Source organism: Novosphingobium sp. TK46 (genome assembly GCF_055361525.1).
Genome location: NZ_CM143963.1, coordinates 2,538,362 through 2,563,472 on the forward strand (window position 1 = coordinate 2,538,362; position 25,111 = coordinate 2,563,472).

The 25,111-nt window shown below is 64.3% G+C and carries 22 protein-coding genes; 13 read left to right on the plus strand and 9 right to left on the minus strand.

The genetic code is table 11. The features are described from left to right. Positions 1-272: 272 nt before the first annotated feature. From ACXJ1Z_RS12135 to ACXJ1Z_RS12145, 3 genes are read right to left on the minus strand one after another with little or no spacing between them, the layout of a single operon-like run. Positions 273-1,085, minus strand: coding sequence for an SDR family NAD(P)-dependent oxidoreductase (locus tag ACXJ1Z_RS12135; protein ID WP_463776951.1), 813 nt, complete (start codon positions 1,083-1,085; stop codon positions 273-275). Next, positions 1,085-2,293: a zinc-dependent alcohol dehydrogenase gene (locus ACXJ1Z_RS12140; RefSeq protein ID WP_463776953.1), complete on the minus strand. Its 1,209-nt coding sequence runs from the start codon at positions 2,291-2,293 to the stop codon at positions 1,085-1,087. The genes ACXJ1Z_RS12135 and ACXJ1Z_RS12140 overlap by 1 nt, the downstream gene beginning before the upstream one ends. Further along, complete coding sequence (locus ACXJ1Z_RS12145) at positions 2,293-2,979, minus strand: SRPBCC family protein (RefSeq protein WP_463776954.1); 687 nt, start codon at positions 2,977-2,979, stop codon at positions 2,293-2,295. The genes ACXJ1Z_RS12140 and ACXJ1Z_RS12145 overlap by 1 nt, the downstream gene beginning before the upstream one ends. A gap of 302 nt (positions 2,980-3,281) precedes the next feature. On the opposite strand from ACXJ1Z_RS12145, the gene ACXJ1Z_RS12150 reads away from it, so the two are divergent. Continuing rightward, positions 3,282-3,542 carry a hypothetical protein gene (locus tag ACXJ1Z_RS12150; RefSeq protein ID WP_463776956.1) on the plus strand — a complete coding sequence of 87 codons (261 nt, stop codon included), beginning with the start codon at positions 3,282-3,284 and terminating at the stop codon, positions 3,540-3,542. Positions 3,543-3,590: 48 nt separating this feature from the next. Here ACXJ1Z_RS12150 and modB read toward each other — a convergent pair whose 3' ends face one another. Together modB and ACXJ1Z_RS12160 are read right to left on the minus strand one after the other, a co-directional pair. Then, positions 3,591-4,274: a molybdate ABC transporter permease subunit gene (gene modB / locus ACXJ1Z_RS12155; RefSeq protein ID WP_463776957.1), complete on the minus strand. Its 684-nt coding sequence runs from the start codon at positions 4,272-4,274 to the stop codon at positions 3,591-3,593. Between the two features lie 66 nt (positions 4,275-4,340). Further along, on the minus strand, positions 4,341-4,784 hold the full coding sequence (locus tag ACXJ1Z_RS12160; protein ID WP_463776959.1) for an Lrp/AsnC family transcriptional regulator: 444 nt from the start codon (positions 4,782-4,784) through the stop codon (positions 4,341-4,343). Positions 4,785-4,909: 125 nt separating this feature from the next. Here ACXJ1Z_RS12160 and putA point away from each other — a divergent pair, with 125 nt between their 5' ends. After that, a complete protein-coding gene (gene putA, locus ACXJ1Z_RS12165) occupies positions 4,910-8,506 on the plus strand; it encodes a trifunctional transcriptional regulator/proline dehydrogenase/L-glutamate gamma-semialdehyde dehydrogenase (protein ID WP_463781241.1) in 3,597 nt (1,198 codons plus the stop codon). A gap of 45 nt (positions 8,507-8,551) precedes the next feature. Here the strand turns inward: putA and ACXJ1Z_RS12170 are convergent, their stop codons facing one another. The 3 genes from ACXJ1Z_RS12170 to ACXJ1Z_RS12180 form a co-directional block, all read right to left on the minus strand. Next, the gene (locus tag ACXJ1Z_RS12170) at positions 8,552-9,022 is read right to left on the minus strand and encodes a VOC family protein (RefSeq protein ID WP_463776961.1); all 471 of its coding nucleotides are present in this window, start codon (positions 9,020-9,022) and stop codon (positions 8,552-8,554) included. A 3-nt stretch (positions 9,023-9,025) separates the two neighbouring features. Then, positions 9,026-10,189, minus strand: coding sequence for a sulfotransferase family protein (locus ACXJ1Z_RS12175; protein ID WP_463776962.1), 1,164 nt, complete (start codon positions 10,187-10,189; stop codon positions 9,026-9,028). Positions 10,190-10,334: 145 nt separating this feature from the next. Next, positions 10,335-11,228 (minus strand): helix-turn-helix transcriptional regulator, encoded by an 894-nt coding sequence (locus tag ACXJ1Z_RS12180; RefSeq protein WP_463776963.1) that lies wholly within the window; start codon positions 11,226-11,228, stop codon positions 10,335-10,337. A gap of 204 nt (positions 11,229-11,432) precedes the next feature. Here ACXJ1Z_RS12180 and ACXJ1Z_RS12185 point away from each other — a divergent pair, with 204 nt between their 5' ends. From ACXJ1Z_RS12185 to ACXJ1Z_RS12195, 3 genes are read left to right on the plus strand one after another with little or no spacing between them, the layout of a single operon-like run. After that, on the plus strand, positions 11,433-12,221 hold the full coding sequence (locus tag ACXJ1Z_RS12185; RefSeq protein ID WP_463776965.1) for an SDR family NAD(P)-dependent oxidoreductase: 789 nt from the start codon (positions 11,433-11,435) through the stop codon (positions 12,219-12,221). 45 nt (positions 12,222-12,266) lie between these two features. Then, positions 12,267-13,277, plus strand: coding sequence for a zinc-dependent alcohol dehydrogenase (locus tag ACXJ1Z_RS12190; RefSeq protein WP_463776967.1), 1,011 nt, complete (start codon positions 12,267-12,269; stop codon positions 13,275-13,277). Position 13,278: 1 nt separating this feature from the next. Further along, positions 13,279-14,523 (plus strand): MBL fold metallo-hydrolase, encoded by a 1,245-nt coding sequence (locus ACXJ1Z_RS12195; RefSeq protein ID WP_463776969.1) that lies wholly within the window; start codon positions 13,279-13,281, stop codon positions 14,521-14,523. A 502-nt stretch (positions 14,524-15,025) separates the two neighbouring features. Here ACXJ1Z_RS12195 and ACXJ1Z_RS12200 read toward each other — a convergent pair. Then, positions 15,026-16,123, minus strand: a complete 1,098-nt coding sequence (locus tag ACXJ1Z_RS12200; RefSeq protein ID WP_463776970.1) for a helix-turn-helix transcriptional regulator — start codon at positions 16,121-16,123, stop codon at positions 15,026-15,028. A gap of 41 nt (positions 16,124-16,164) precedes the next feature. On the opposite strand from ACXJ1Z_RS12200, the gene cysD reads away from it, so the two are divergent. The 8 genes from cysD to ACXJ1Z_RS12240 all read left to right on the plus strand — a co-directional run bounded on the left by cysD (position 16,165) and on the right by ACXJ1Z_RS12240 (position 25,073). Then, complete coding sequence (cysD, locus tag ACXJ1Z_RS12205) at positions 16,165-17,100, plus strand: sulfate adenylyltransferase subunit CysD (protein WP_463776972.1); 936 nt, start codon at positions 16,165-16,167, stop codon at positions 17,098-17,100. A gap of 236 nt (positions 17,101-17,336) precedes the next feature. Next, complete coding sequence (cysN, locus tag ACXJ1Z_RS12210; protein ID WP_463781242.1) at positions 17,337-19,259, plus strand: sulfate adenylyltransferase subunit CysN; 1,923 nt, start codon at positions 17,337-17,339, stop codon at positions 19,257-19,259. Continuing rightward, positions 19,259-20,002 (plus strand): 3'(2'),5'-bisphosphate nucleotidase CysQ, encoded by a 744-nt coding sequence (locus tag ACXJ1Z_RS12215; protein ID WP_463776973.1) that lies wholly within the window; start codon positions 19,259-19,261, stop codon positions 20,000-20,002. The genes cysN and ACXJ1Z_RS12215 overlap by 1 nt, the downstream gene beginning before the upstream one ends. 131 nt (positions 20,003-20,133) lie before the next feature. Next, complete coding sequence (locus ACXJ1Z_RS12220) at positions 20,134-20,793, plus strand: TetR/AcrR family transcriptional regulator (protein WP_463776974.1); 660 nt, start codon at positions 20,134-20,136, stop codon at positions 20,791-20,793. A 136-nt stretch (positions 20,794-20,929) separates the two neighbouring features. Next, positions 20,930-21,928 carry an acrylyl-CoA reductase (NADPH) gene (gene acuI / locus ACXJ1Z_RS12225; protein WP_463776976.1) on the plus strand — a complete coding sequence of 333 codons (999 nt, stop codon included), beginning with the start codon at positions 20,930-20,932 and terminating at the stop codon, positions 21,926-21,928. 120 nt (positions 21,929-22,048) lie between these two features. After that, positions 22,049-23,755 (plus strand): class I adenylate-forming enzyme family protein, encoded by a 1,707-nt coding sequence (locus ACXJ1Z_RS12230; RefSeq protein ID WP_463776977.1) that lies wholly within the window; start codon positions 22,049-22,051, stop codon positions 23,753-23,755. Next, a complete protein-coding gene (locus ACXJ1Z_RS12235; RefSeq protein ID WP_463776979.1) occupies positions 23,755-24,177 on the plus strand; it encodes a nuclear transport factor 2 family protein in 423 nt (140 codons plus the stop codon). Before ACXJ1Z_RS12230 ends, ACXJ1Z_RS12235 begins: the two co-directional genes overlap by 1 nt. A 110-nt stretch (positions 24,178-24,287) precedes the next feature. Beyond that, positions 24,288-25,073, plus strand: coding sequence for an SDR family oxidoreductase (locus tag ACXJ1Z_RS12240; protein ID WP_463776980.1), 786 nt, complete (start codon positions 24,288-24,290; stop codon positions 25,071-25,073). Positions 25,074-25,111: the final 38 nt, after the last annotated feature.

Below are 25,111 nucleotides of genomic sequence, written 5' to 3' on the forward strand. Positions count from 1 at the left end.
GATCAACTGGATAAGGCTGCTGCACAAAGCGACCCGACCGCGGTCGCCGTCATCAGGGAGGGTGCCGACGCGTTGCGCAATCAGGAAAGCGCCGCCCCTGCGGGCGAACCGGGTTCGTACACCCAGCAGACCATGCGCAAGGCTGGTGAGGCCGCGGCGCCCAGCGACGCTCCCGCCAACTGAACACAGAGTGCCGGAACGCATGTGCGCCCCGTACGTCATCGACGCAACGTGATGGGAGAGCTTCCTTTCGAGGCTCTCCCATTTGCATGTCAGGTGTGTTCGCGCGCTTTCTCGGACTTGGGCTCGGCCATGCGGCGGTGCATCTGCGCCATGAGATCGTCGGGCAGGATATCGGCGAAGAACGACTGCACCTTGTTCATGAAGCCGCTGGTGATCTGCAGGTCGCCGGCGAGCAGCGCCTTGTAGCCGTCCCTCGCAACATCGGCCGGATCGGACTTGCTGCCGGTGCCGGCATTGGTGTCGAGCATGTCCGCCCGTTTGAAGAATTCGGTCTCGACCGGGCCCGGCTCCAGGCAAGTGACGACAACGTTGGTGTCTTTCAACTCGTTGGCAAGGCCGTTGCAGAAGTCGTCGATGAACGCCTTGGTCGAGTTGTAGACCAACTGGAAGCTACCCGGCATGTGCCCGGCAATCGATCCGGTGACCAGGATGCGTCCCTCATTGCGGCTGCGCATCTGCTGGCCGACCGCGTGGATGAGGTGCACGGTACCGACCACGTTGGTGTCGATCACATGGCGCGCCTCGGTCCAGTCCTGGTCCAGGAAGCCCTTGCCCAGACCGTGACCGGCGTTGGCGAGCAATGCAGATACGGGTCGTGCGCCGATCTTCGAGATCACCTGCTCCACGCCATCATCCGTTGCGAGGTCGACCTGCAGCGTCTCCACTGCAATCGCGCCCGCCATCTGCGCAGCGGATTGCGCCTCGGTCAGGTCGGTGTCTGCCACGAGCAGCAGCGAAGTGCCGTCCTTCGCCGCCAGCTTCGCCAGTTCAAGGCCGATACCGCTCGATGCGCCGGTGATGACGACGAACCCGTCAAGGGCGTCGATGCTATGCTTTGCCATTAGGCGTTCTCCCCAGGCGTGTTTTCTGATGCGCTCATGCCGGGCTTGAGGACGACCTTGGTCCAGGTGTCCTGCTGCTCCTTGAAGTTCTTGTAGCCATCGGCCGCCTGTTCGAGTGGCAAACGATGGCTGATGAGGAAGGTTGTATCGAGCGTGCCGTCCTCGATCTTGGCGAGCAGGTCCTTGGTATAGCGCTGGACGTGGGTCTGTCCGGCGCGGATCTGCAGGCCTTTTTCCATGATCGCGCCGATGGGGAACTTGTCTGCCATCCCACCATAGACGCCTGGGATCGAGACGCGGCCCCCCTTGCGCACCGCCATGATCGCCTGGCGCAGCGCGCTGACGCGATCGGCGCCGATGCCGATCTTCTGCTTGGCGGTGTCCATGATGTTGTCGATCGCGAAGCCGTGGGCCTCCATGCCCACCGCATCGATCACTGCATCCACGCCGATGCCGCCCGACATTTCCATCAGGGCCTCAAGGACGTTGCTCTCGCGAAAGTTGATCACCTTGGCGCCGAGCTTGCGCGCGAGCTCCAGCCGGTGGGGGTAATGGTCGATCGCGATGACCTGCGATGCGCCCATGACCAGCGCGGACTGAATCGCAAACAGGCCGACCGGGCCGCAGCCCCACACGGCGACGGTGTCGTCTGGCTGGATCTCGGCGTTCTCGGCCGCCATCCACCCGGTGGGCAGGATATCGGACAGGAACAGGACCTTCTCGTCCTCGAGATGATCGGGGATCACGATCGGGCCCACGTCCGAATACGGTACGCGGACGTATTCCGCCTGACCGCCGGAATAGCCGCCCGTCATGTGCGAATAGCCGAACAGGCCGGACATCGCCTGCCCATAGACGTTGGCGGAGATATCCTGCTTCTCGACCGGATTGGAGTTGGAGCAGCACGAATACTGCAATGTGCTGCAAAAGAAGCACTGGCCGCAACTGATGGTGAACGGCACCACGACCCGCTGGCCCTTTTGCAAGGAGCTCTTCGGGCCGGTCTCGACCACTTCGCCCATGAATTCGTGACCCAGGATGTCACCCGGCATCAGGCCGGGAATGACGCCATCGTAAAGATGAAGGTCTGAGCCGCAGATCGCGGTGGAGGTGACCTTGATGATGGCATCGCGCGGGTTGACGATCTCGGGATCATCGACCGTATCGACCTGCACCTTGTGCGTGCCCTGCCAGGTAAGTGCGCGCATCAGGCGTTCTCCTCTTGCTTCGAGTTGTTCTGCGCATCCGCTTGCTTGGCGGCGCGCGTCTGGTCCTTGCGACGGGCGGAGGTTGCGATTTCGCCTGCCTCCATCAGCATCTTGAACCGTTTCAGATCATGGCGTGCCTGGATCTCGGGTTCGCGCATGAACAGCTTGGCCACGACGCGTCCCAACTCTCCTGCGGGCGGTTTGTAGGCCACGCGAACGCCGACGCGGGTGCCTCGCTCGCCCGGCGCATCGACGAACGTCACGCGCCCCTCGGTATCGATCTGGGAGCCGGGCACCGAGCGCCAGGCGATCAGTTCGCCTGCTTCCTCGCGGACGATCTCGGTTTCGACTTCGACGGTGCGACCTGCCGGAGCCAAAATCGTCCAGACCGCGCGGCCATCATCGCCGGTTGGCCTGACCGAAACGATGTTCTCCATGAAAGTCGACAGATTGGCGAAGTCACGCCAGAAGGTGAAAAGTTCCTCGCGTGGGCGGGCGATGGTGACCGTGCGTCCGATCACGTCATAGGCCCCGAAGCTGCGGCGAGCGGTTACGCCGGGCGCGTCGTCGGGCGATCGATCGCGTTTTTCGCGTCGGGCCGACAGGTATGCTCCGGCACCAGCGGCAAGCATCAGGCCGGCAAATCCCGCCGAACCCCACAGGCCTTTCCTGGTATAATCGGACATTGGTGTCTCCTGGCTGGCGGACCGCGATTGTTCGCCAGCCCGTGTCGGTTGTGAAGCGACCTTGGTCAGTCGTTCCATCATGGGGATGTAAGCGGGCGCACGCCGGCGAAGTTGCCCCGCCGCGCTTCATCAGATCGTACGCCGGCACCATTCCGTCGGAGTGGCAGCGCATCCAAGTGTCCGGGATTAACAATGATTTATCTGTGACGAGAACGCTCTCGGCAACTTTTCGCCAGCAAGCTCGCTTGCAAATGAGCAGCGCGGTGATCGCCGGATCGCCGCATGGGTAAAGGAGCAAGAATATGCCTGGTGGCGGCGAATACGAACCCAAGGATTCACGCAAGGTCGTGGGAACCAAAGGTGATCCCGACAAGAGCTGGCGCGAGCAGGAAGACCCCGAGGCGTCGACCGCGGAATACGAGCCCGCCGATAGCCGCAACGTGACCGGTCAAACCTCCAATCCGACCGACCGATGGCAGAAGGACGGCAAAAAGCCGCCTCGCGCCGATGGAACGCCGGGTGAGAACGACGTTCGGAACGACGTGTCCGGCAAGCCGGAGTAAGCGTCGGGCCGGGGTGGCAAATCCGCAATCGCTGCCCCGGCAGGATGACTACTGGCGCTTCTGCTCGGCGCGCCTCGTCAGCAGCTCTGAGACGGCAAGCGCGACGAGTGAGAGCGCAACCGAGATCAGCGCAAGTCGGGTCACGGCCTGTTCGCCGCCTGGAACCTGCAAGGCGGTGTAGATGGCCAGTGGCAGGGTCCGCGTTTCGCCGGGAATGTTGGACACGAAGGTGATGGTAGCGCCGAACTCGCCGATGGAGCGGGCAAAGCCCAGCACCAGACCGGCGAGGAGCCCGGGCATCGCCAGCGGCACGGTGACCGTCCAGAAGGTGCGCCATGGGGTCGCCCCCAAAGTGCGAGCGGCGTTCTCGAGCCGGCGGTCGACATTCTCGATCGAACTGCGCATGGCCCGCACCATGAGCGGCAGCGCCATGATCGCGGCTGCTAGCGCGGCACCGGTCCAGCGAAACATCAGCGACACATCGAACCAATCCGCCAGCAGGTGTCCGATCGGACCGTTACGGCCGAATGCCAGCAGCAGGAGCCAGCCGGTCACCACTGGCGGCAGTACGAGAGGCAAGTGTACCAGCGCATCCAGCAGCAGCTTGCCCGGGATCCGGGTACGCGCCAGCACCCAGGCGAGTGCGAACGCGATGGGGAGCATGGCTGCCATCGCGATGACGCTGACCTTGAGCGACAGGCCGATCACCTCCCATTCGGCGGGACTGAGCACCCGGGATCAGACCGATATCACTTGCATGTATCCGGCGGTATATCGACCGGGCCGGTTTCGCAACCGTCAGCCGCCCGGATCCTTGACCGTTTCCATGGCCACGAATGTCGAGGTGCTGGAGACATGGGGCAGGGCGGAGATCTTCTCGCCCAGCACGATGCGGTAGCGGCGAATGTCGGACGTGCGGACTTTCAGCAGGTAGTCGAAACTGCTGGCGATCATGTGGCACTCTTCGACCTCAGGGATGCGCTGAACGGCGGCGTTGAACTCCTCGAGGGCGGTTTCGCGGGTGTCGGACAGCTTTACTTCGGCAAACGCCACATGGTCGAGGCCGAGCTTGGCCGGATCGACCAGCGCTGTGAACCCACGGATCACGCCGCTGTCGATAAGCCGGCGCAGGCGGACCTGGCATGGCGTCTTCGACAGCCCGATCTGCCGCGCAAGGTCCGTCACCGATATGCGCCCATCCAGGCGCAAGGCACCGATGATCTTGCGGTCGAAGTCATCCATATCGACTGTTTGCGACATGAAAGTGAGCTAAGCACGCTGCGAACCTGTCTGCAATAAGGCATCATGCTCGTCACGGTGCGCTTGAAAAGTCGAACCGTCCGGCGCTGATGGGTTATAACCGTATGATGGAACAGCCAGCCCCGTTCGCCGATTTCGCTCCACCGGTTTCGGTGCCAGGCCCGCTTCGCGCGACGATCACCGCCGCCTGTCGCCTGCCCGAGCAGGAGGCGATGAAGCCGTTGCTCGACGCCGCCAGGCTGGATGATGCGATGCGCGCCGACATCGCAGCGACGGCACGGAACCTAGTCGCCTCGCTTCGCGGCAACCGCAAGAGCTCTCCGGTGGAAGGGCTGGTTCAGGAATATTCCCTGTCCAGCGAGGAAGGCGTCGCGCTGATGTGCCTGGCCGAGGCGCTCCTGCGCATCCCCGACAACGACACGCGGGACGCTTTGATCCGCGACAAGATCGCCGACGGCGATTGGGCCGCGCATCTGGGCGGTGGCAGGTCGCTATTCGTCAATGCCGCGACCTGGGGCCTGGTCGTGACCGGCAAGCTGGTGGGCAGCGTCGACGATCGCGGACTTGGCTCGGCGTTGACACGGTTGGTCGCCCGCGCGGGAGAGCCGGTCATCCGGCGCGGGGTCGATCTCGCCATGCGGATGATGGGTGAGCAGTTCGTCACCGGCGAGACGATCGCTGAAGCGCTCAAGCGCGCGAAAGCGATGGAGGCGAGAGGCTTCCAGTACAGCTACGACATGCTGGGTGAGGCGGCGATGACCGCCGCCGATGCGAAACGCTATTTCGACGACTACGTCCAGGCGATCCACGCCATCGGCAAGGCATCGGCGGGCCGGGGCATCTATGCCGGGCCGGGTATCTCGATCAAACTGTCGGCGCTGCACCCGCGCTATGGGCGTGGGCAAGTCGGGCGGGTGATGGCCGAACTGCTGCCACGCGTCCGGGAACTGGCTTCGCTCGCCAAGAGCCATGACGTCGGTTTCAACATCGATGCGGAGGAGGCGGATCGGCTGGAACTCTCGCTCGACCTGTTGGAAAGCCTGGCGTTCGATCCCGCGTTGGCTGGTTGGGATGGACTGGGTTTCGTCGTGCAGGCCTACGGCAAGCGCTGCCCGTTCGTGATCGACTGGATCATCGACCTGGCGCGGCGCTCTGGCCGCAGGATCATGGTGCGCCTGGTCAAGGGCGCCTACTGGGACGCCGAGATAAAGCGTGCGCAAGTGGACGGGTTGGCCGACTTTCCGGTTTATACGCGCAAGGTTTACACCGACGTCGCCTACATCGCCTGCGCGCGTCGACTGCTTGCCGCACCCGACGCGGTGTTCCCGCAGTTCGCCACGCATAACGCGCAGACGCTGGCGACGATCTACCACCTTGCCGGATCGGCTTTCGCGCCGGGCCAGTATGAATTCCAGTGCCTTCACGGCATGGGGGAACAGCTTTACGACGAGGTCGTCGGTGCCAATCGGCTGAACCGACCATGCCGGATCTACGCGCCCGTCGGCACCCACGAGACCCTGCTGGCATACCTGGTGCGACGGTTGCTGGAGAACGGGGCGAATTCCTCGTTCGTGAACCGCATCGCCGATCCGGCGGTGTCGGTCGAGGAGCTGATCGCGGATCCCGCGCATGTGGTTCTGGCGATGCCCGATCCCGGCGCCCCGAACGCACAGATTGCGCTGCCGAGTGAGCTCTACCCGGAGCGGCGCAACTCTGCAGGGCTCGACCTCAGCGACGAGAACGCGTTGGCGGCCCTGTCCCAGGCGCTTCGTGAGAGTGCCGCGATCACCTGGCGCGCGGCGCCGGCTTCGCCTGCCAAAGGTGAGCGCGCCGTGCGCAATCCGGCGGATCATCGCGACATCGTCGGGCATGTCGTCGAGGCGAGCGTCGAGCAGGCTTGCGAAGCTGCCCGCATCGCCGCGGCATCCGCCTGGGGCGCGGTTCCGGTCATCGAACGTGCCGCGATGCTGGATCGTGCCGCTGACGCGATGCAGGACCGCATGTCGCAGCTGATGGGACTAGCGATGCGCGAGGCCGGCAAATCCGCCGCCAACGCGATCGCCGAAGTGCGCGAGGCGATCGACTTCCTGCGCTATTACGCGGCGCAAGGGCGCACGACGCTGGGTCCGGCACAGGCGCCGCTGGGTCCGATCACCTGTATCAGCCCGTGGAATTTCCCGCTGGCGATCTTCACCGGGCAAGTCGCGGCGGCGCTGGTCGCCGGCAATCCGGTGCTGGCCAAACCCGCCGAAGAGACGCCGCTGATCGCCGCGCAGGCGGTGGGTCTGCTGCACGCGGCGGGCGTGCCCGCCGACGCCTTGCAATTGCTACCCGGCGATGGCGACATCGGCGCCGCCCTGGTCGCCGCGCCCGAGATCGCGGGAGTCATGTTCACCGGCTCGACCGAGGTGGCGCGAATGATCCAGCGCCAGCTTGCGACACGTCTCTCGCCCGCCGGCAAACCGATCCCGCTGGTGGCCGAAACAGGGGGCCAGAACGCGATGATCGTCGATAGTTCCGCCTTGGCCGAGCAAGTCGTGGGCGACGTGATCGCATCGGCTTTCTATAGCGCCGGGCAGAGGTGCTCGGCCTTGCGGATACTGTGCCTTCAGGAGGACTGCGCCGATCGCGTGCTGGCGATGCTGAAGGGCGCACTTGCCGAGCAGCGCGTCGGCAATACCGATAGTCTGGCGATGGATATCGGACCGGTCATTACCGCCCAGGCCCGTGAAAGCATCGAGCGCCATGTCGAGACGATGCGCGGCCAAGGTCACGCGATCGAGCGGCTGCCGTTAGGGCCCGGAACCGGGCATGGCAGCTTCGTCGCGCCGACGATCATCGAGATCGATCGGATCGCAGATGTCGAGCGTGAAGTGTTCGGGCCGGTACTGCATGTGCTGCGCTGGCGCCGCGATGGACTGGAGGCGCTGCTCGATACGATCAACGCCACCGGCTATGGCCTGACCTTCGGCCTGCATACCCGACTAGACGAAACGGTCACCCGGGTGACGGCACGGGTGAAGGCGGGCAATCTGTATGTGAACCGCAACGTAATCGGTGCGATCGTCGGCGTACAGCCGTTCGGTGGACGCGGCCTTTCGGGAACCGGACCCAAGGCGGGTGGCCCGCTGTACCTCGGACGTCTGGTCGACAGGCCGGCGGCCTTGGGTGTCCTGGGGCAGGCGGTGACGCCGCTGCATGGTTTCGCCGACTGGCTCGAAGCGCGCGGCGAAGACAAAGCCGCCGCTTCGGCTCGCCGCCAGATGCAAGCGTCGGCCTTTGGCGCCGAGTTCATCCTGCCCGGGCCGGTGGGGGAGCGTAACGTCTATACGCTGCATCCGCGCGGGCGGATGTTGCTAAAGCCGATGACGCAAGCAGGACTCTATGCCCAGATGGCGGCCGTTCTGGCGACCGGTAACAGCGGGACCATCGAAGACATGGTGCTGCCCGAAGGCTTACCGTCGACCGTCGCCGCGGCGTTTTGCGGAGCCGCGAGTGGTCTGGCCGGTATTCTGGTCGAAGGCGGGCCAACACGCGTTGCCGATGCGGTCGCCTGGGCCGCGTCGTTGCCCGGGCCGATCGTGCCGGTTCATGTCGCGGACGATGATGGGCAGTGGGACTGCGATCGGTTGCTGGAAGAGGTGTCGATCTCGATCAATACGACGGCGGCGGGCGGCAATGCCAGCCTGATGATGATCGGCTGACGGGAAATCGGCGGCGTCCCGGGCGATCCCGGGACGCCGTGTACGTCACATCCCGCGAATATGCTGCCACATCGGTTCGGGCACCCAGGTGTATTCGATGTAGTGGCCGAACACCTTGCGCGCGTCGAGGTAGAGGAACTTCAAGTCGTTCTCACCCGCGCCCGCCCGTTCCATCGCGATCGGGAACTCCTGCTCGTCGACACGAGCACGGAAGTCGGCCCAGTCGTCGATCCGGAAGCAGATGTGATGGAACCGCAACGGGCCGCCGTTCGACAGGCAGTTGCCGTAGATGCCCACTTCGTCGAGTTCATATTCAATCAGCTCGTACTGCAGCTCGCCGATCCAGATGAAGCAGATGCGTGCTTTCTGGCGCTTGAGGCCGTCGGGCGTCATCACTTCCTGGTCGACCGGAATGATCGTCGGTTCCTTGACCAGCCCGCGACCGCGGAACAGATCGATCCCGGCCTCCAGGTTATCGCAGATGTAGGCGTTCTGGTAATGCTTGCCTTCGAGCATGGTTCAGCCCTCCCGCGCGACGTCGTAGCGTGAGAGGTAGCGTTCGAACAGCGGATCGAGCTGCTCCTTGCTGAGGCCGTACTGCGCCAGCTTGTATTCGTGCTTGCCGAACTTGTCCTGGGCGTTGTCGGCCAGCCAGCCCGAGATGCCTTGCTCGGCTCCGCTGGTCCACTCGTCGCCCAGCGTTTTGTAGAGCGACTTCATCGTGCCAAGCGGATCGTCGAGCATCGCGTCGTAATGAATATCGATGATCTTGTCCTCGCCGAACTTGTCGCGGAAATCCATGATCCGGTTGGCATGTTCGGCCGCCTGCCACGGGTAATCCTGCGCCAGCCACTCGACATCGACCTTGCCCATGTGGCGGCGGTGCGAGAGCGAGATGATCGAGCAAAGCGACGCCGCAGCGGCGTAGGGATCGCGGTGGGTCCAGATCACGCGGGCGTCCGGGTATTCGGCGAACAGGTATTCCAGGAACAGCGCGTGGCTGGGCTTCTTGAGGTTCCACACGCCCGGCGCGTGGTGCTGCAGCACCTGCAGGAACTTCTTGTGATAGGCGTAGGCGCTGGTCATGTCGGCGCCGAAGATGAACTCCTTGTAGGCCGGCAGGCGGCCTTTGGATTCGATCATCAGCGTCTTGAAGTCGCCGGCCATGATGAAGACGTCTTCGTTGGGATAGATCGGCGACGAGCGGTAATACTTGCCCGCTTCCGGCATCGCTTCCAGCATCCGGCGCTGTTCCTCGATCCGGGCGAGCGCGCGCGGATCGGTGGTCAGCGTCGCGGTGGTGGCGGGCGGAACCGGGTCGTCGATTTCCCAGGTCAGCGGCGAGCGGCGCGCAGGGTCGGCGGCGAGCAGGTTCGACATCAACGTGGTGCCGGTGCGCGGCACGCCCATGACGAAGACGGGGCGTTCGATCTTGCGGCTTTCCAGTTCCGGGTTCCGGCGCAGGTAGTCCGCGACCTTCAACCGGCTGGAGAGATAGAGCAGGCAGTCTTTCTCGATCTGGGCGACGCCGCTGTCGATGAACCAGCCCTTGTCGATGCCGGCGTTGACGTCGTTGACGAGGACGTCGAGCCCCTCGCGGTAGGTCTCGGCATCGAACTGGTCGAGGCCGGTCGACTTCATCGCGGTTTCGATCAGCGCATCTGCGTTCAGGTGCTGGGCCATCGGTTCCTCTTATCCCTATGCGTGGTGTTGCGGGCCGCCGGGCGGCTCTTGAGCGTGACCTAGCCCGCACTTGCCATCGTCGGCCACGCGGTTGGGCGTGCAGATCGGGACCTTATGTCGAATGCAGGACACTACCGACGGTGGGTCAGGCGATGGTTTTCAGCGGCCCGTCAATGGCGCGGCCCTGGCGCTGGCGGAAGGTGCTGGGGCTGGCGCCGACCGCGCGTCGGAATGCGAAGGTGAAGCTGGAGGGCGAGGCGAAACCCATGGCGAAGGCGATCGTCTTCACGCTTTCGCCTGCCATCAGCAGCCGCTTCGCCGTCTCCATGCGCCGCTGCTCGATGTAGTCGCCGATCGAGCAGGCGCGGCTGACGCGAAAACCCCGGGTGAGCTGGCGAACCGAGACGTGGCACAAGTCGGCAAGCTCCTGCAGCGACGGCGCGCGCGAAACATCGGCGATGCGCTCGTCGACCAGCCGCAAGCGCCAGCCCGAGAGGCCGCCTGTGACCGGCTGCTCGATCGTGTCGAGACAGTGGCGCGCCAGTTCCAGCGAGAGTTCTCCGGCCAGGAAGCCGAGCATCCGCTCCCAGTTGAGGCCGGGATGACGCACTTCCTCGGTCAGCCGGAACAGGATCGCGCGGATGCGAGCGCTGCCGATGTCGAGCGTCGCGGCCAGATGCTGGTCGTCCCAATCGAGCGGGCGGCCGGCCATCTCGTGCACCAGCGCCGGATCGAGATGGCAGATCAGCGAGGCCTGCCGCCCGCTGCCACCCCGGATGAACAGCGATTCGCCCGGTGGCAGCAGGAAGATGTCCCCCAGCCGCTCCATGCGATGCGGACCCCAGCGCTTGGCATAGCCGCCGCGGCTGGAGAGCGGCCGGGGGGTCAGGCACATGTTGAGGTGATAGCGATCCTCGATCGCGTGCACCGACGCGGTCGGTTCGGGCATGTTGAAGCGGACGATCTGCGCGATGATCGCGGGCCCTGTAAGCTCTGCATCGACGGTCATCGTGGCATTGGCCAGGGGTGGTTCGGTCATCGCTCCTCTTTCTTCACCCGCTGGCGCGCGGTATCGTGACGACCGGCGGGATCAGTGCCAGCATTGTGTCCGTGATCAGACAGTCCGGCCCGATCTCTATGAGGGGCGGGGTTGCGGCGCAAGCATCGGACGCGCGAAATCCGCGCCGACGCAAGCGGTGCTGATTTCAAGCAGTCCGCACGATGGGATCTTGAGGAGAATACCATGGCCGCTGGCCTATTCGATTGCACTGGCAAGGTTACGGTCGTCACGGGCGGCAACGGCGGAATCGGCCTCGGCTTCGCCATGGGCGTCGCCAAGATGGGTGGCGACGTGGCGATCTGGGCGCGCAATGCCGAGAAAAGCGCGAAGGCGAAGGCGGAGCTCGAGGCCGCCGGCGCCGGCAAGGTCATCGCCTATCAAATCGACGTTTCCGAAGAACAGCCGATCATCGACGGTTTCAACACGGTGATGGCCGACTTTGGCCGGGTCGACTGCGTCTTCGCCAACTCTGGGGCCAGCCCGCGGTATAACTCGGTCTTCGATATGCCGACCGAGCACTGGTACGAGTTCCAGAAGACCGCGCTGCATGGTGCGTTCTTCACCTTGCGCGAAGGTGCGCGGCACATGAAGGCACGTGCGGAGGCCGGTGGCGGTGGGGGCAGCCTGGTGGCATGCGGATCGCTGTCGCTGTTCCAGGGCCTGCCGGGCAAGATGGAATACTCCGCATCGAAGTCCGCCGTCGCCGCTGCCGTGCGCGCGCTAGCGATCGAGCTGGCGCCCCTCGGCATCCGCGCGAACGTGGTCGCACCGGGTCTCATCATCACGCCGATGATGGGTGAGGGGGAGCGGGCGCAGCAGGTTGCCGCGCACTTCGCGCCGCAGATCCCGATGAAGCGCACCGGCTTTCCTTCCGACTTCGAAGGCATCGGCGCGTATCTGTGCTCGGACGCTTCGTCGTTCATGACGGGCGAGACGATCGCCATCGACGGCGGCTACATGGTTCGCCCATAACCACACGATAAACGGGGGCCGAAACAGAGCTCTGGGAGAGACAAGATGGAACTGCTGAAGATTCATGGCATCGGTGATGTGCGGCTGGGCTCGTACGAGCGCCCGACCGCCGGCCCCAAGGACGTCGTCGTCAAGATGAAGTCCGTCGGCATCTGCGGCTCGGACCTGTCGTACATCAAGATGGGCGGCATTCCGACCCCCGGCACCGAAACGGCGCTGGGTCATGAAGGTGCGGGCGAGGTTCTTGAAGTCGGCTCGGAGGTCGAGGGCATCGCGATCGGCGATCCGGTGATCATCAATCCGATGATGACCCCCAGCAACATCGGTTCGGGCGGCCCCGAGGGTGCGTTCACCCAGGAGCTGCTGGTGCGCGAAGCCCGTCTGGGCGACTCGATCCTGCCGATCCCCGAAGGCATCTCGTTCGACGTCGCCGCGATGTGCGAGCCGCTCGCCGTCGCAATGCACGGCGTCAATCGCGCGGAGGTCAAGGCTGGCGATAAGGTCGTCGTGTTCGGCTGCGGTCCGATCGGCCTTGGCATGCTGCTGTGGCTCATCGATCGTGGGATCACCGACGTCGTCGCGCTCGACTTGTCAGAGGAACGGCTTGAACGCGCCCGCGCACTGGGCGTCCAGGCGGCGCTCAACCCCTCAAAGGTGGATCTGCGCGCCGAGCTTGCGCGGCTGCATGGCGAAGTGCCGAGCTATGGCCGGGTCGGCGTGGGCACCGATGCCTACATCGATGCCGCCGGCGCGCCCTCGATCCTCACCGACGTGATCATGATGGCCAAGTTCCATTCGCGCCTGGTCATCACCGCCGCCTACATGAAGCCGCTGGAATTCCCCGCCGGTCGCATGCTGACCAGCGAGATGACGATCACCACCGCGGTCGGCTATCCCACCGAGATGCCCGAAGTGGTCGCAGCCATGCCGCGCCTGAAGGACAAGATCGCGGCGATGATCAGCCACAAGCTGCCGTTCAAGGACGTGCTGAAGGGCCTGGAGATCGCAGCCACGCCCAGCTCCGCCAAAGTCATGATCGGGTTCGAGGACGCATAACATGAGCGACACCAAAGAGGCGCCCAAGCTCGCCAATCTCGTCCGGTCGGGCGATGCGCAGGCCGAGGCCATCGCCATCACCGACTTCGTCTTCCAGGCGAACGACATCTCGAATGCCTACCTGGTCACCACGACCGAAGGCGATGTGATGATCAACACCGGCTTCATGGACAATGCCGAGCGGACCAAGGGGCTGCTGCAGCCTCACCGCACCGGTCCGCTGGCGTTCATCGTGCTGACGCAAAGCCACGCCGATCACTTCGGCGGCGTGCCAGAGTTCCTCGAAGAGGGCACGCAGATCATCGGCGGTCCCGACTTCGTCGAGGCGAACGGCGACATGATGGGGCTGCAATCGTATTTCGGACCACGCAGCGGCAAGCTGTGGGGCTCGACGCTGAAGCGCGGCGGCACGCCCAAGCCGGCACCGATGATCACGCCCGACATTCTCGTCGATCGCAAGCTGACGCTGGAACTGGGTGATCGCACATTCGAGATCATCCACACGCCCGAGGGCGAGACGATCGACGGGCTGACGGTCTGGCTGCCCAAGGAAAAGATCGCCTTTACCGGCAACCTGTTCGGCCCGGTCTGGCTGTCGATGCCGTTCCTGTGCACCTTGCGCGGGGACAAGCCGCGCTCGGTCCGGCAGTATCTCAAGTCGCTGGCGAAGGTGCGCGATCTCGGGGCCGAGATCATCGTCACTGGCCACGGCGAGCCGATCCGCGGCGCTGACACGATCCGCGCCGACCTCGACCGGATCGAGACGGCAGTGACCTATGTGCGCGATTACACGCTGGAAGGCATGAAGGCGGGCAAGGACGTCCACCAACTGATGCGCGAGTTCGCTTGGCCGGAAGGTTTGGCGATCGGTGAGTTCCACGGCAAGGCCAGCTGGGCGGTCAAGACCATCTGGGAGGAATACTCCGGCTGGTTCCATTACGAGGACGGTACCACCGAGCTGTACGGTGTGCCGCGCTCCAGCGTTGATGCCGATCTGGTCGAACTGGCCGGCGGAGCGGGCAAGCTGGCCGAGCGGGCGCAGGCGAAACTCGATGCAGGGGCGCCGCTGGAAGCGCTGCACCTGGTGGCGATTGCGCTTGGCGCCGTGCCGGATGACAACGCGTCGTTGCAGGTGAAGAAGGCAGCGACCGAGGCGCTGCTCAAGGCATCGGGCGGCAGCAACCTGTCGGAGACGATGTGGCTGCGCTCCGAGATCGCCGAGACCGAGGCGAAGCTCGCAAAGTAAACGTGCAGGCATATCCGCCTTTAAACGGGTGGGTCTGCCTTATGCGCGGCTTCTCACCCGCCGGCGAACGCGGGATAACACCAGGGGAAACACACGGCGGACGTTGCGGCCGGCGCGGGGTGCCTGACACGACAGGCTTGGCTCGCGTTCCATCTCGCGACCGGCTGACGGGGGAAGCGCGAGAAGCGGACCGTCAACTCGACCTTCTTGTCATGCGAAGCCCCGGCGGCGAAAGGTTCGCAGAACGCCGCCGGTTTGAACGATCGGCAGAGCCTGCGGACGTACCGCCGGTATGCCACTCGTTAGCTATCGCATCGGGTGCAGGCGCCCGTCTGTGAAGCGCCGGCCGCACGGTGCGGGTTGGTGTCGAACAAGGCCCTGTCCGCCCGCACCCGCCGTTTACCGGATCAGGCCAAGACCTGCTCCAGTGCTGCAGCATATAACCTAAACGGTTCGCTATGTCAAGGTGGGGCAATCGCTGCCGCCTGCATCGACGTCGCGCTCACGCCAGGACTGCGCAGCTTTCGTAAACCGCTCTCACCAGTTCAGCCTGCCCCCGCACGCCGACCTTGGCGAACAGCCGCTTCGAATAGTTCCGCACGGTCTCGATCGTCAGTCCGAGTTCTTCGCCGGCTTCGACGAGCGAATGGCCGGACGCCAGCAGCATCGCCAGCTCCGCTTCCCGTCGCGGCAGCGCAAACAGGTGCGCGAAATGCGCGGCACCCCCAACCAGCGCATGGCGCGGCTGCCGGCAATGCGCCACCATAGCCGGCGCATCCAGCACCGTCACAAGTCCGGAATGCCAAGGCGTCAGGATCGCCAGGATCGATGGCTGCGATGACAGAACCAGCGTCCGGTCCGTACTGGCGGGATCTGCCGCAAACGCGCGCGCAGCATCGCTCAGCGCCCGATCGACGCCGGGTCCAAGTTCGCGCAGCCGTTGGCCGCGCGCTGGCGCGTGGCCGAAAGCCCTGGTCAACATTTGCCCGGTCGTTGGCGCCAGGGCCAGGACGTGCGCTGCCTTGTCGAACACGATCCAGCCCGATCCGGCGCGCATGAGCGCTTCCTCGTCGATTACCATCGCCAGCTTCGTCCGCTCCGCGCGAACGAAACCGCGCACCGCGACGGCGACATAGGGGGCGAGGTTCGAAAGCAAGGCGCTGTCGGCGGCTGTGCAGGGACGTTCGCTGGCAAGGATCAACCAGGCGCTCGCCTCATCGTCATCCAGCAGACGCACCACGCGTTCATCGACCAGACCCAACTTGCGCATGTCCTGCGCGCGGCGTGCCTTGCGCACCCGATCATGATCGTCGAATTCGTCACCGCTATAGACCCGGCCCGGCCGCAGCCGATCGTACTGGATGCGGTCGGTCAGGTTCAGTTCGGCCAGGTTCAGTTCGTGCGCACGCGCGCGAATGTCCGGACCGGCGAACAGCGCGATCGGCTGGCGATGTTCTCCCGGCCGGATGGTCAGGCTTACGCTGACCATCCGCGTGCGCTGGCGCAGCCGTTCGAGAAACGTCGAGAAAGGCGATACTTCGCTTGCCCCGCCAAGCAGCGGGAGCAACAAATCGGTCTCATCACGACTGGTAAGTGCCATGACCTACCATATGGGAGGTTTACGAAGATGTCACCTCTGCGATGACAGGGGCAACCGAACAATCGGAGAGGGATATGACGACACTTACGCATCTCGATCGTCTCGAAGCCGAGGCGATCCACATTCTTCGCGAGGTCGTTGCCGAAGCTGAAAAGCCGGTGATGATGTACTCCGTGGGCAAGGACAGCGCCGTGATGCTGCACCTTGCGCGCAAGGCGTTCTATCCCTCGCCGCCGCCGTTTCCGCTGCTCCACGTCGATACGACCTGGAAGTTCAAGGAGATGTACAAGCTGCGTGACAAGATGGCGCAGGAATCCGGCATGGAACTGATCGTGTATCAGAACCAGGAAGCCAAGGATAAGGGCATCAACCCCTTTGATCATGGCGCGCTCCACACCGACATGTGGAAGACCGAGGGCCTCAAGCAGGCGCTCGACAAGTACGGTTTCGATGCCGCGTTCGGCGGCGCCCGCCGCGACGAGGAAAAGAGCCGCGCCAAGGAGCGCATCTTCTCGTTCCGCACCACGTCGCATGGCTGGGATCCCAAGAACCAGCGCCCGGAATTGTGGAACCTTTACAACGCTCGCAAGGCGAAGGGCGAGTCGATCCGCGTGTTCCCGATCTCGAACTGGACCGAGCTGGACATCTGGCAGTATATCCACCTCAACGACATTCCGATCGTCCCGCTGTATTTCGCGGACAAGCGCCCCACCGTGGAGCGCGACGGCATGCTGCTGATGGTCGATGACGATCGTTTTCCGCTGCGTGAGGGCGAAGTGCCGGTCGAGCGCTCGATCCGCTTCCGCACGCTGGGCTGCTACCCGCTGACCGGCGCGGTGGAGAGCACCGCCAAGACCCTGCCCGAGGTGATCCAGGAAACGCTCCTGACCACCACGTCGGAACGCCAGGGCCGCGCCATCGACAAGGACGCGGGCGGCGCCGGCATGGAAGTGAAGAAGCAGCAGGGTTACTTCTAGGTTGCATCGATCTTCAGATTATACCGGCCTGCAAATGGCGGTTCTGTGCGCCTCCGGTGCTCACGTACTTAAGTACGCTGCGCTCCGGGTCACCCAGATCCACCATTTTCGGCTCGGTCTGGACTGAACCTCGACACAACCTAGCGTTCCATTCCCGCTCAGGCTGAGCTTGTCGAAGCCCCCGAGCGCCACGCCAATGCCCTTCGAGACAACTCAGGGCGAGCGGAGAGAAGATGATGGCTGATACCGAAACCAAAGACGCGATCTACGTCACCGACAGCCTGATCGCCGAAGATATCGACGCATACCTCGAGCAGCACGAGCACAAGACGATGCTGCGCTTCATCACCTGCGGCAGCGTCGACGACGGCAAGTCCACGCTGATCGGCCGCATGCTGTACGATTCAAAGATGATCTTCGAGGACCAGCTCGACGCGCTGACCGCCGACTCCAAGAAGGTCGGCACGCAAGGGCAGGACATCGATTTCGCGCTGCTGGTCGACGGTCTCGCCGCCGAGCGCGAGCAGGGCATCACCATCGATGTCGCCTATCGCTTCTTCAACACCGAGAAGCGCAAGTTCATCGTCGCCGATTGCCCCGGCCACGAGCAGTACACCCGCAACATGGTCACCGGCGCTTCGACCGCCGACTTGGCGGTGATCCTGATCGACGCGCGCAAGGGCGTGCTGGTGCAGACGCGCCGCCACTCGTACCTGTGCCACCTGATCGGCATCAAGAACATCGTCCTGGCCGTCAACAAGATGGACCTGGTCGATTACGATCACGCGGTATTCGATGCGATCGTCAAGGACTATACCGAGTTCGCCCATTCGATCGGGATCAACACGTTCACCGCGATGCCGATCTCCGGCTTCAAGGGTGACAACATCACCAGCCGGTCGGAGAACACGCCGTGGTACACCGGCCCGACGCTGATCGAGCATCTCGAAACCGTCGAAGTGCTGAGCTCGATCGATGCCGACAAGCCGTTCCGCCTGCCGGTGCAGTGGGTCAACCGTCCCAACCTCGACTTCCGCGGCTTCTCGGGCCTGATCGCGACCGGTTCGGTCAAGCCGGGCGACAAGATCCGCGTCCTGCCCTCGGGCAAGACCAGCACGATCACCCGCGTCGTCACGCTGGACGGCGATCTTGAGGAAGCCACTGCCGGCCAGTCGATCACCGTAACCTTCGCCGACGAGATCGACTGCTCACGCGGCTCGGTGATCTCCACCGCCGACAATCCGCCGCAGACTGCCGACCAGTTCGAGGCGACCTTCGTGTGGCTGGCCGACGAGGCGATGACCGCAGGGCGCGCCTACTGGCTCAAGCTCGGCACGCAGATGGTCTCGGCCACGGTGCAGGAGCCCAAGTACACGGTCAACGTGAACACCATGGAGCACATGGCGGCCAAGACGCTGGAACTCAACGCGATTGGCGTGGCGGAGCTGACCACCGACAAGGCGGTCGTGTTCGAATCCTATGCCGACAATCGCGCGCTGGGCGGCTTCATCCTGATCGACAAGATGACCAACGCCACGGTGGCTGCGGGCATGATCAACTTCTCGCTGCGCCGCTCGCAGAACGTGCACTGGCAGGCGCTCGACATCGGCCGCAACCAGCGTGCCGACCTCAAGAACCAGAAGCCGGCGCTGCTGTGGTTCACCGGGCTTTCGGGTTCGGGCAAGTCGACCATCGCCAACCTGGTCGAGAAGAAGCTGTACCGCATGAACCGGCACACCTTCCTGCTCGATGGCGACAACGTGCGCCACGGTCTCAACAAGGACCTGGGCTTCACCGAGGCCGACCGCATCGAGAACATCCGCCGTGTCGGCGAAGTCGCCAAGCTGATGACCGACTCCGGCCTGATCGTGATCACCGCGTTCATCTCGCCGTTCCAGGCCGAGCGCGAAATGGTCCGTGCGATGCTGCCCGAAGGCGAGTTCATCGAGGTGTTCATCGACACCCCGCTGCGCGTTGCCGAGAGCCGCGACGTCAAGGGCCTCTACAAGAAGGCGCGCGATGGCGAGCTGAAGAACTTCACCGGGATCGACAGCCCCTACGAAGCCCCGCGCAATCCCGAGATCCGTATCGACACCACCGCGATCACGGCCGAGGAAGCCGCGAGCCTGATCGTCGACAAGCTGCTGGGCGACGCCTGATGGCGATCGAAAACGATGGCGACCTCGCCGCCAAGTTGGCGGTCGAGGCCGGCAAGATCCTCCTGCAGGTTCGCGAGTCGGGCCTGTTCGAGGGCAAGTCTCTGGGCAAGGCGGGTGACCAGACCGCCAACCAGTTCCTCGTCCACGCCCTGCGTCAGCAACGGCCGGACGACGGGCTGCTGTCCGAGGAGGAAAAGGACAACGCCGAGCGCCTGAGCCAGAGCCGCGTGTGGATCGTCGACCCCGTCGACGGCACCCGCGAGTATGGCGAGGAGCGGGCCGACTGGGCGGTCCACGTCGCGATGGCGGTGGATGGCGCGCCGGTGCTGGGGGCCGTCGCGCTCCCCGGGCTCGACGAAGTGCTGCGTTCGGATCAGCCGGGTCAGGTGCCGCCCGCGCCCGCGACCTTGCGCATGGTGGTCAGCCGCACGCGCCCTGCGCGTGAGGCGACCGAAGTCGCGACCAAGCTTGGCGCCGAGCTGGTGCCGATGGGCTCGGCCGGGGCCAAGGCCATGGCGATCCTGCGCGGCGAGGCGGACATCTACCTGCACTCGGGCGGACAGTACGAGTGGGACTCTTGCGCGCCTGTCGCGGTGGCGCTGGGCTGGGGGCTGCATTGCTCGCGGATCGACGGCAGCCCGTTGGTCTACAACCAGCAGGACGTTTACATGCCCGACCTGCTCATCTGCCGTAAGGATCATGCCGAGCGCGTGCTGGCCGAAGTGGCTGCATTGACGACCTGATCGGATACGGGCGATCCTGGGCTTAGCCGGGATCGCTCGTCTCCCGACCGCAGGTTGATCGGGCGTCGATGATCAACATTGTCGATTAGTTCCACGCGCGGTATGCTCGCTCCAAACAGGGAGAGCATACGATGGACGCGCGAGTGAAGCGCAGGGTACGCGATCCGGTCGCCACGCGCGAGACGATCCTGGAGGCGGCCGCCAACCTGCTCGCCAAGGATGGACCCGAAGGCGTCAGCCTGTCGGCCGTCGCGCATCTGGCCGCGGTCAATCGCGGCACTGCCTACCAGCATTTCGAAACCCGCGAGCGCCTGATAGAAGCGACGGTGCAGTGGGTGTCCGATCGCCTTTTTCGCGCGGTCTTCGGCGATCCCGCCACCATCGGGGAGCGCCGGATCGAGGAAGTCGACCCCCTGGCGATGGCTGAGCGGCTGGGGGACTTCGCCATGGAGAACCCGGATATGTGCCGGGTCTGGCTGCAGCAGGTGCTGGCATCGCCCGATCCGCGCCAGGATCCGTTCTGGCGTGAATATTCCAGCTCGTTCGCGCGCTTCGCCGCAACGGATCTGGCCGAGCCGGGCATCGACGTCGAAGTGCTGTCGGTCATGAACCTGTCGGGCGTGTTCTTCTGGCCGATTCTGGCGCGCGCGCATGCGGTTACGCCCAAGCAGCGGCTGGAACTGAGCCGCCGCTTCAGCCAGGAAATCCTGCGCTTGTCGCTGTTCGGCACGATGCGCGCCGAGGCATTTCCCGAAATCGTTGCCAGAGTGCGGCCGGACGCAACTTCATAGCCTTCGCTCCGGCGATGAGCGACGATGGTGTCATTGACGTGACGCGGCCTTTGCGCCTTGTGCAGGTGCGAAGTTCTGATAGCCCGACACGGGTATTGTACCGGGCCACTGCTGCTCGGGAAGCTAGGAGAAGCCGATGTTTTCAGCGATCGTTATCGACAAGGTCGATGCCGCCGACCCCAAGAGTGCGCAGACGGTTTCCTTGCAGCAGCTGGACGAAAGCGCGCTGCCCGAAGGTGACGTGACGATCGACGTCGCGTACTCGACGCTCAACTTCAAGGACGGCCTGGCGATCACCAACAGTTCGCCTGTCGTGCGCAAGTTCCCGATGGTTCCGGGCATCGATCTGGTCGGCACCGTGACCGAGAGCAGCCACGCGGACTGGAAGGCCGGTGACACCGTCGTGCTCAATGGCTGGGGCGTGGGCGAAGGCCACTGGGGCGGCCTGGCGCAGAAAGCACGGCTCAAGGGCGACTGGCTGGTACCGCTGCCTGCAGCGTTCACCCCGGCCCAGGCGATGGCGATCGGCACCGCCGGCTACACCGCCGCGCTGTGCGTCGATGCATTGATCGACGCGGGCGTTACACCCGAACAGGGTGAGATCCTGGTCACCGGCGCCACCGGCGGCGTCGGTTCGGTCGCGATCGCGATCCTCAAGAAGCTGGGCTTCAAGGTCGCCGCGCTCACCGGCAAGATGAGCGAAGAGGGCTACCTCAAGAGCCTGGGCGCGGACAGCGTGATCGACCGCGCCGAGTTCGCCGAAAAGGGCAAGCCGCTGCAGAAAGAGCGTTGGGCCGGTGTGGTCGACGCGGCCGGCAGCTACACGCTGGTCAACGCGATCGCGCAGACCCGTTACGGCGGCGCGGTTGCGGCTTGCGGTCTGGCGCAGGGTTTCGACCTGCCGGGTTCGGTGATGCCGTTCATCCTGCGCGGCGTTTCGCTGCTTGGCATCGACAGCGTCATGGCGCCCAAGGCCAAGCGCCTGAAGGCATGGGATCGCCTGGCCAAGGATCTCGACCCTGCAGCGCTCGAAACCATCGCACAGACCATCGGTCTGAGCGAAGCGATCGATACCGCCAAGAAGTTCATGTCGGGCGAGGTCAAGGGCCGCTACATCGTCGACGTGAACGCCTGAGGGCGGACAAACCATGCCGTCGTTCCCCCGCCACGGCGACGGGGACGACGGCACGGCCATGCCGGGATGTGACGGTTCGGGGGGCGGAAAAGTCTCCAGCGCCTTCGAGAAGGGAAGACAATGACGCAGTTGGCGACGATCGTCGGTGGTATGTCCGAGGTGCGCGGCATTCCGTTGGCGGAGGAAGAAGGCGTGGGCGCGCTCACGCTCGGTGGCTATCTGCGTGAATTGGCCGGGCGCTTCGGCCCCCGTGAAGCGGCGGTGTTGCATCTCGATGGCGAGGTGATCCGCTGGACCTATCAGGATCTGCTCGATCGGGCGATGGAGGTCGCCAAGTCGCTGGTGGCGCTAGGCGTCACCAAGGGCACGCGCGTCGGCATCCTGATCACGAACCGGCAGGAGTTCCTCGCCTCGGTCTTCGGTGCGGCCCTGGCCGGCGGCGTCGCCACTCCGATCAGCACCTTCTACACCGCCGCCGAGATCGAGGTCGTGCTCAAGGCCTCGGGCGTGTCGGTCTTGCTGCTCGAACGCCGCGTCCTGAAAAAGGACTTTGCGCAGATACTGCTCGATCTCGAGCCGCTGGCGCAGGATTGCGCGCCGGGAGAACTGCATTCCACCAACTTCCCGTTCCTGCGCTATGCCGCGATGATCGACAGCCGCGAGCCGCTGGGCATGATCGAGGGCTGGGACGCCTTCGTCGCGCGCGGCAGCGATATCGCGGATGACTGGGTCCATGCCGCCGCGGACGCCATCGCTCCAGCCGATCCGGGAATCCTGCTGTTCTCCTCAGGATCGACCGGCAAGGCCAAGGGCATCCTAAGTGCACACCGCGGGGTCTGCCTGCAGCTTTGGCGGTGGCCGAACTGGTATGCGATCGATCCGCAGCAGTCGCCACGTACCTGGTCCGCCAACGGCTTCTTCTGGTCTGGCAATTTCTCTCAGGCGCTGGGCGGTACGCTCTCCACCGGGGGCACGCTGATCCTGCAGCGCTGGTTCGATCCGACCGAGGCCAACGACGTGATGGCAAAGGAACGCTGCACAATGGCTCTGGCCTGGCCGCATCAATGGCCGCAACTCGCCGCCGCGCCCAATTACCTCGACGTCGATTTCTCGGCGATGCGCTATGTCGATGCGAACATGCCGATCGCCCAGCATCCGACGGTCGACACCACCTGGCGCGAACCCGGCCAGGCTTACGGTAATACCGAGACCTTCACCCTCATCACCGTGTTCCCGTCGGGTACACCGGACGATGTCGCGTCGACCAGCCATGGTATTCCCACAGCCGGCTCCACGATCAAGATCGTCGAACCGCTGACCGGTGCGATAGTCCCCATCGGCGAGCGTGGCGAGATTGCCGTGAAGGGGCCGACGCTGATGCTGGGCTATATCGGCGTGCCGCTGGACGAGACGCTCGACAGCGAGGGCTTCCTACGCACGGCGGATGGCGGTTATCTCGACGAACGTGGTCGACTGTTCTGGGAAGGGCGGCTCAACGACATCATCAAGACCGGCGGCGCCAACGTATCGCCGCTGGAGATCGATGCGGTGATCCGCGACCACCCGGACGTCAAGGTTTCGCAGACGGTCGGCGTGCCCGACGAACTGCTGGGCGAGGTCGTGGTGACCTGCATCGTGCCGGTAGAGGGGGCATCTCCCGATCCCGAGGCTCTGCGCAATTTCGCCAAGGAGAAGCTGGCCAGTTACAAGGTGCCGCGCCGGATCCTGTTCGTCGCCGAGGAAGATCTCGAGACTACCGGCAGCGCCAAGATCAAGACCGCCGAGCTGCGCAAGCTGGCGGCCGGGCGACTGGCGGCAGCGAACTGATGGCGCCGGCGCCCCGGTTCGACGACTGGCTGGCGATCTGCAATCTGAAGGCTGCATATTGCCGATTGCTCGATACCAAGCAGTGGGAAGCGTGGGAGCAGCTGTTCACCCCCGACTGCCATTTCGACACCACCGGCAGTGGTGGATCCGTGGTCGAGGGCAGCGCCGCGATGGCCGTGTTCGTGCGCCAGAGTCTTGCAACCGCGAAAACGGCGCATCAGGTCCACAGTCCCGAGATGACGTTTGACGGACTAGACACGGTCGACGTGGTCTGGGCGATGCAGGATCGCGTGGTCAAGGATGCCTTCGACCTCACCGGGTACGGCCATTATCACGAGCGTTGCGTGCGCACGAACGCGGGATGGCGTATCGCATCGCAATCGCTGACACGCCTGATGGTGGACATTCGCCAAGCTCCTTGAACGGGCCGACGTACCTTGCCCGGATTATCTTCGCCTGGAACATGGGAACGGCGTTCCCATTTTAGCGCGAACTATCGCCAATGCGATAGGCAACCTCTTGTTGTGGCGATATGATGGGCCAAATCCAGCCAGTGCTGATAAGTAAATCGGGAGAGTTTGTGGCCAAGACGATCGTCATTACCGGAGCGGGTCTGGGCCTTGGTCGCGCGCTCGCGCGTCGCTTCGCTGCGGAGGGTGACACGGTCGTCCTGCTGGGACGAACCTTCAGCAAAGTGCAGGAGCTGGCGCAGGAGCTTGGCGACAAGCACCTGGCGGTCGCGTGCGACGTCGCATCGCCCGACTCGGTGCGATCGGCATTTGCCACGATCGCCGAACGTTTCCCGACGATCGACGTGCTGATCAACAACGCGGCGATCTACGAGCCGTTCAAGGTGGTCGATGCGACCGACGCGCAGATCACGGATTCGCTGGCGACCAATCTGGCGGGGCCGATTTATTGCTGTCGCTCGGCGATCCCCATGATGGGCAAGGGCGCCCAGATCATCAATGTAAGCAGCGAATCGATCGCCGTTCCCTTCGCCATGCTTTCGATGTACCAGACCACCAAGTCCGGGCTCGAGCGCTTTTCCGAAGCGCTTGCCGCCGAACTCGACGAGAACGGCATCAGGGTCACGACAGTTCGTGCCGGCCAGATGTACGAAGTGGGCAAGCAGGCGCCCGCATGGGATCCGACCGTTGCTGCGGAGTTCTACAAGCGCAGCATGGCCAATGGCGTGAACTTGCGCGAGCGTGGCATCTCCAACTGCGAGAACGTCACCAGCGTGTTCCGCGCGATCCTCGATCTTCCGGCCGATGTGCAGCTTCCGCACATTTCGGTCAGCGCTGCCAAAGTCTGATTTTTTCCATTCTGCGACGCCAACGCCAAGGATCATAA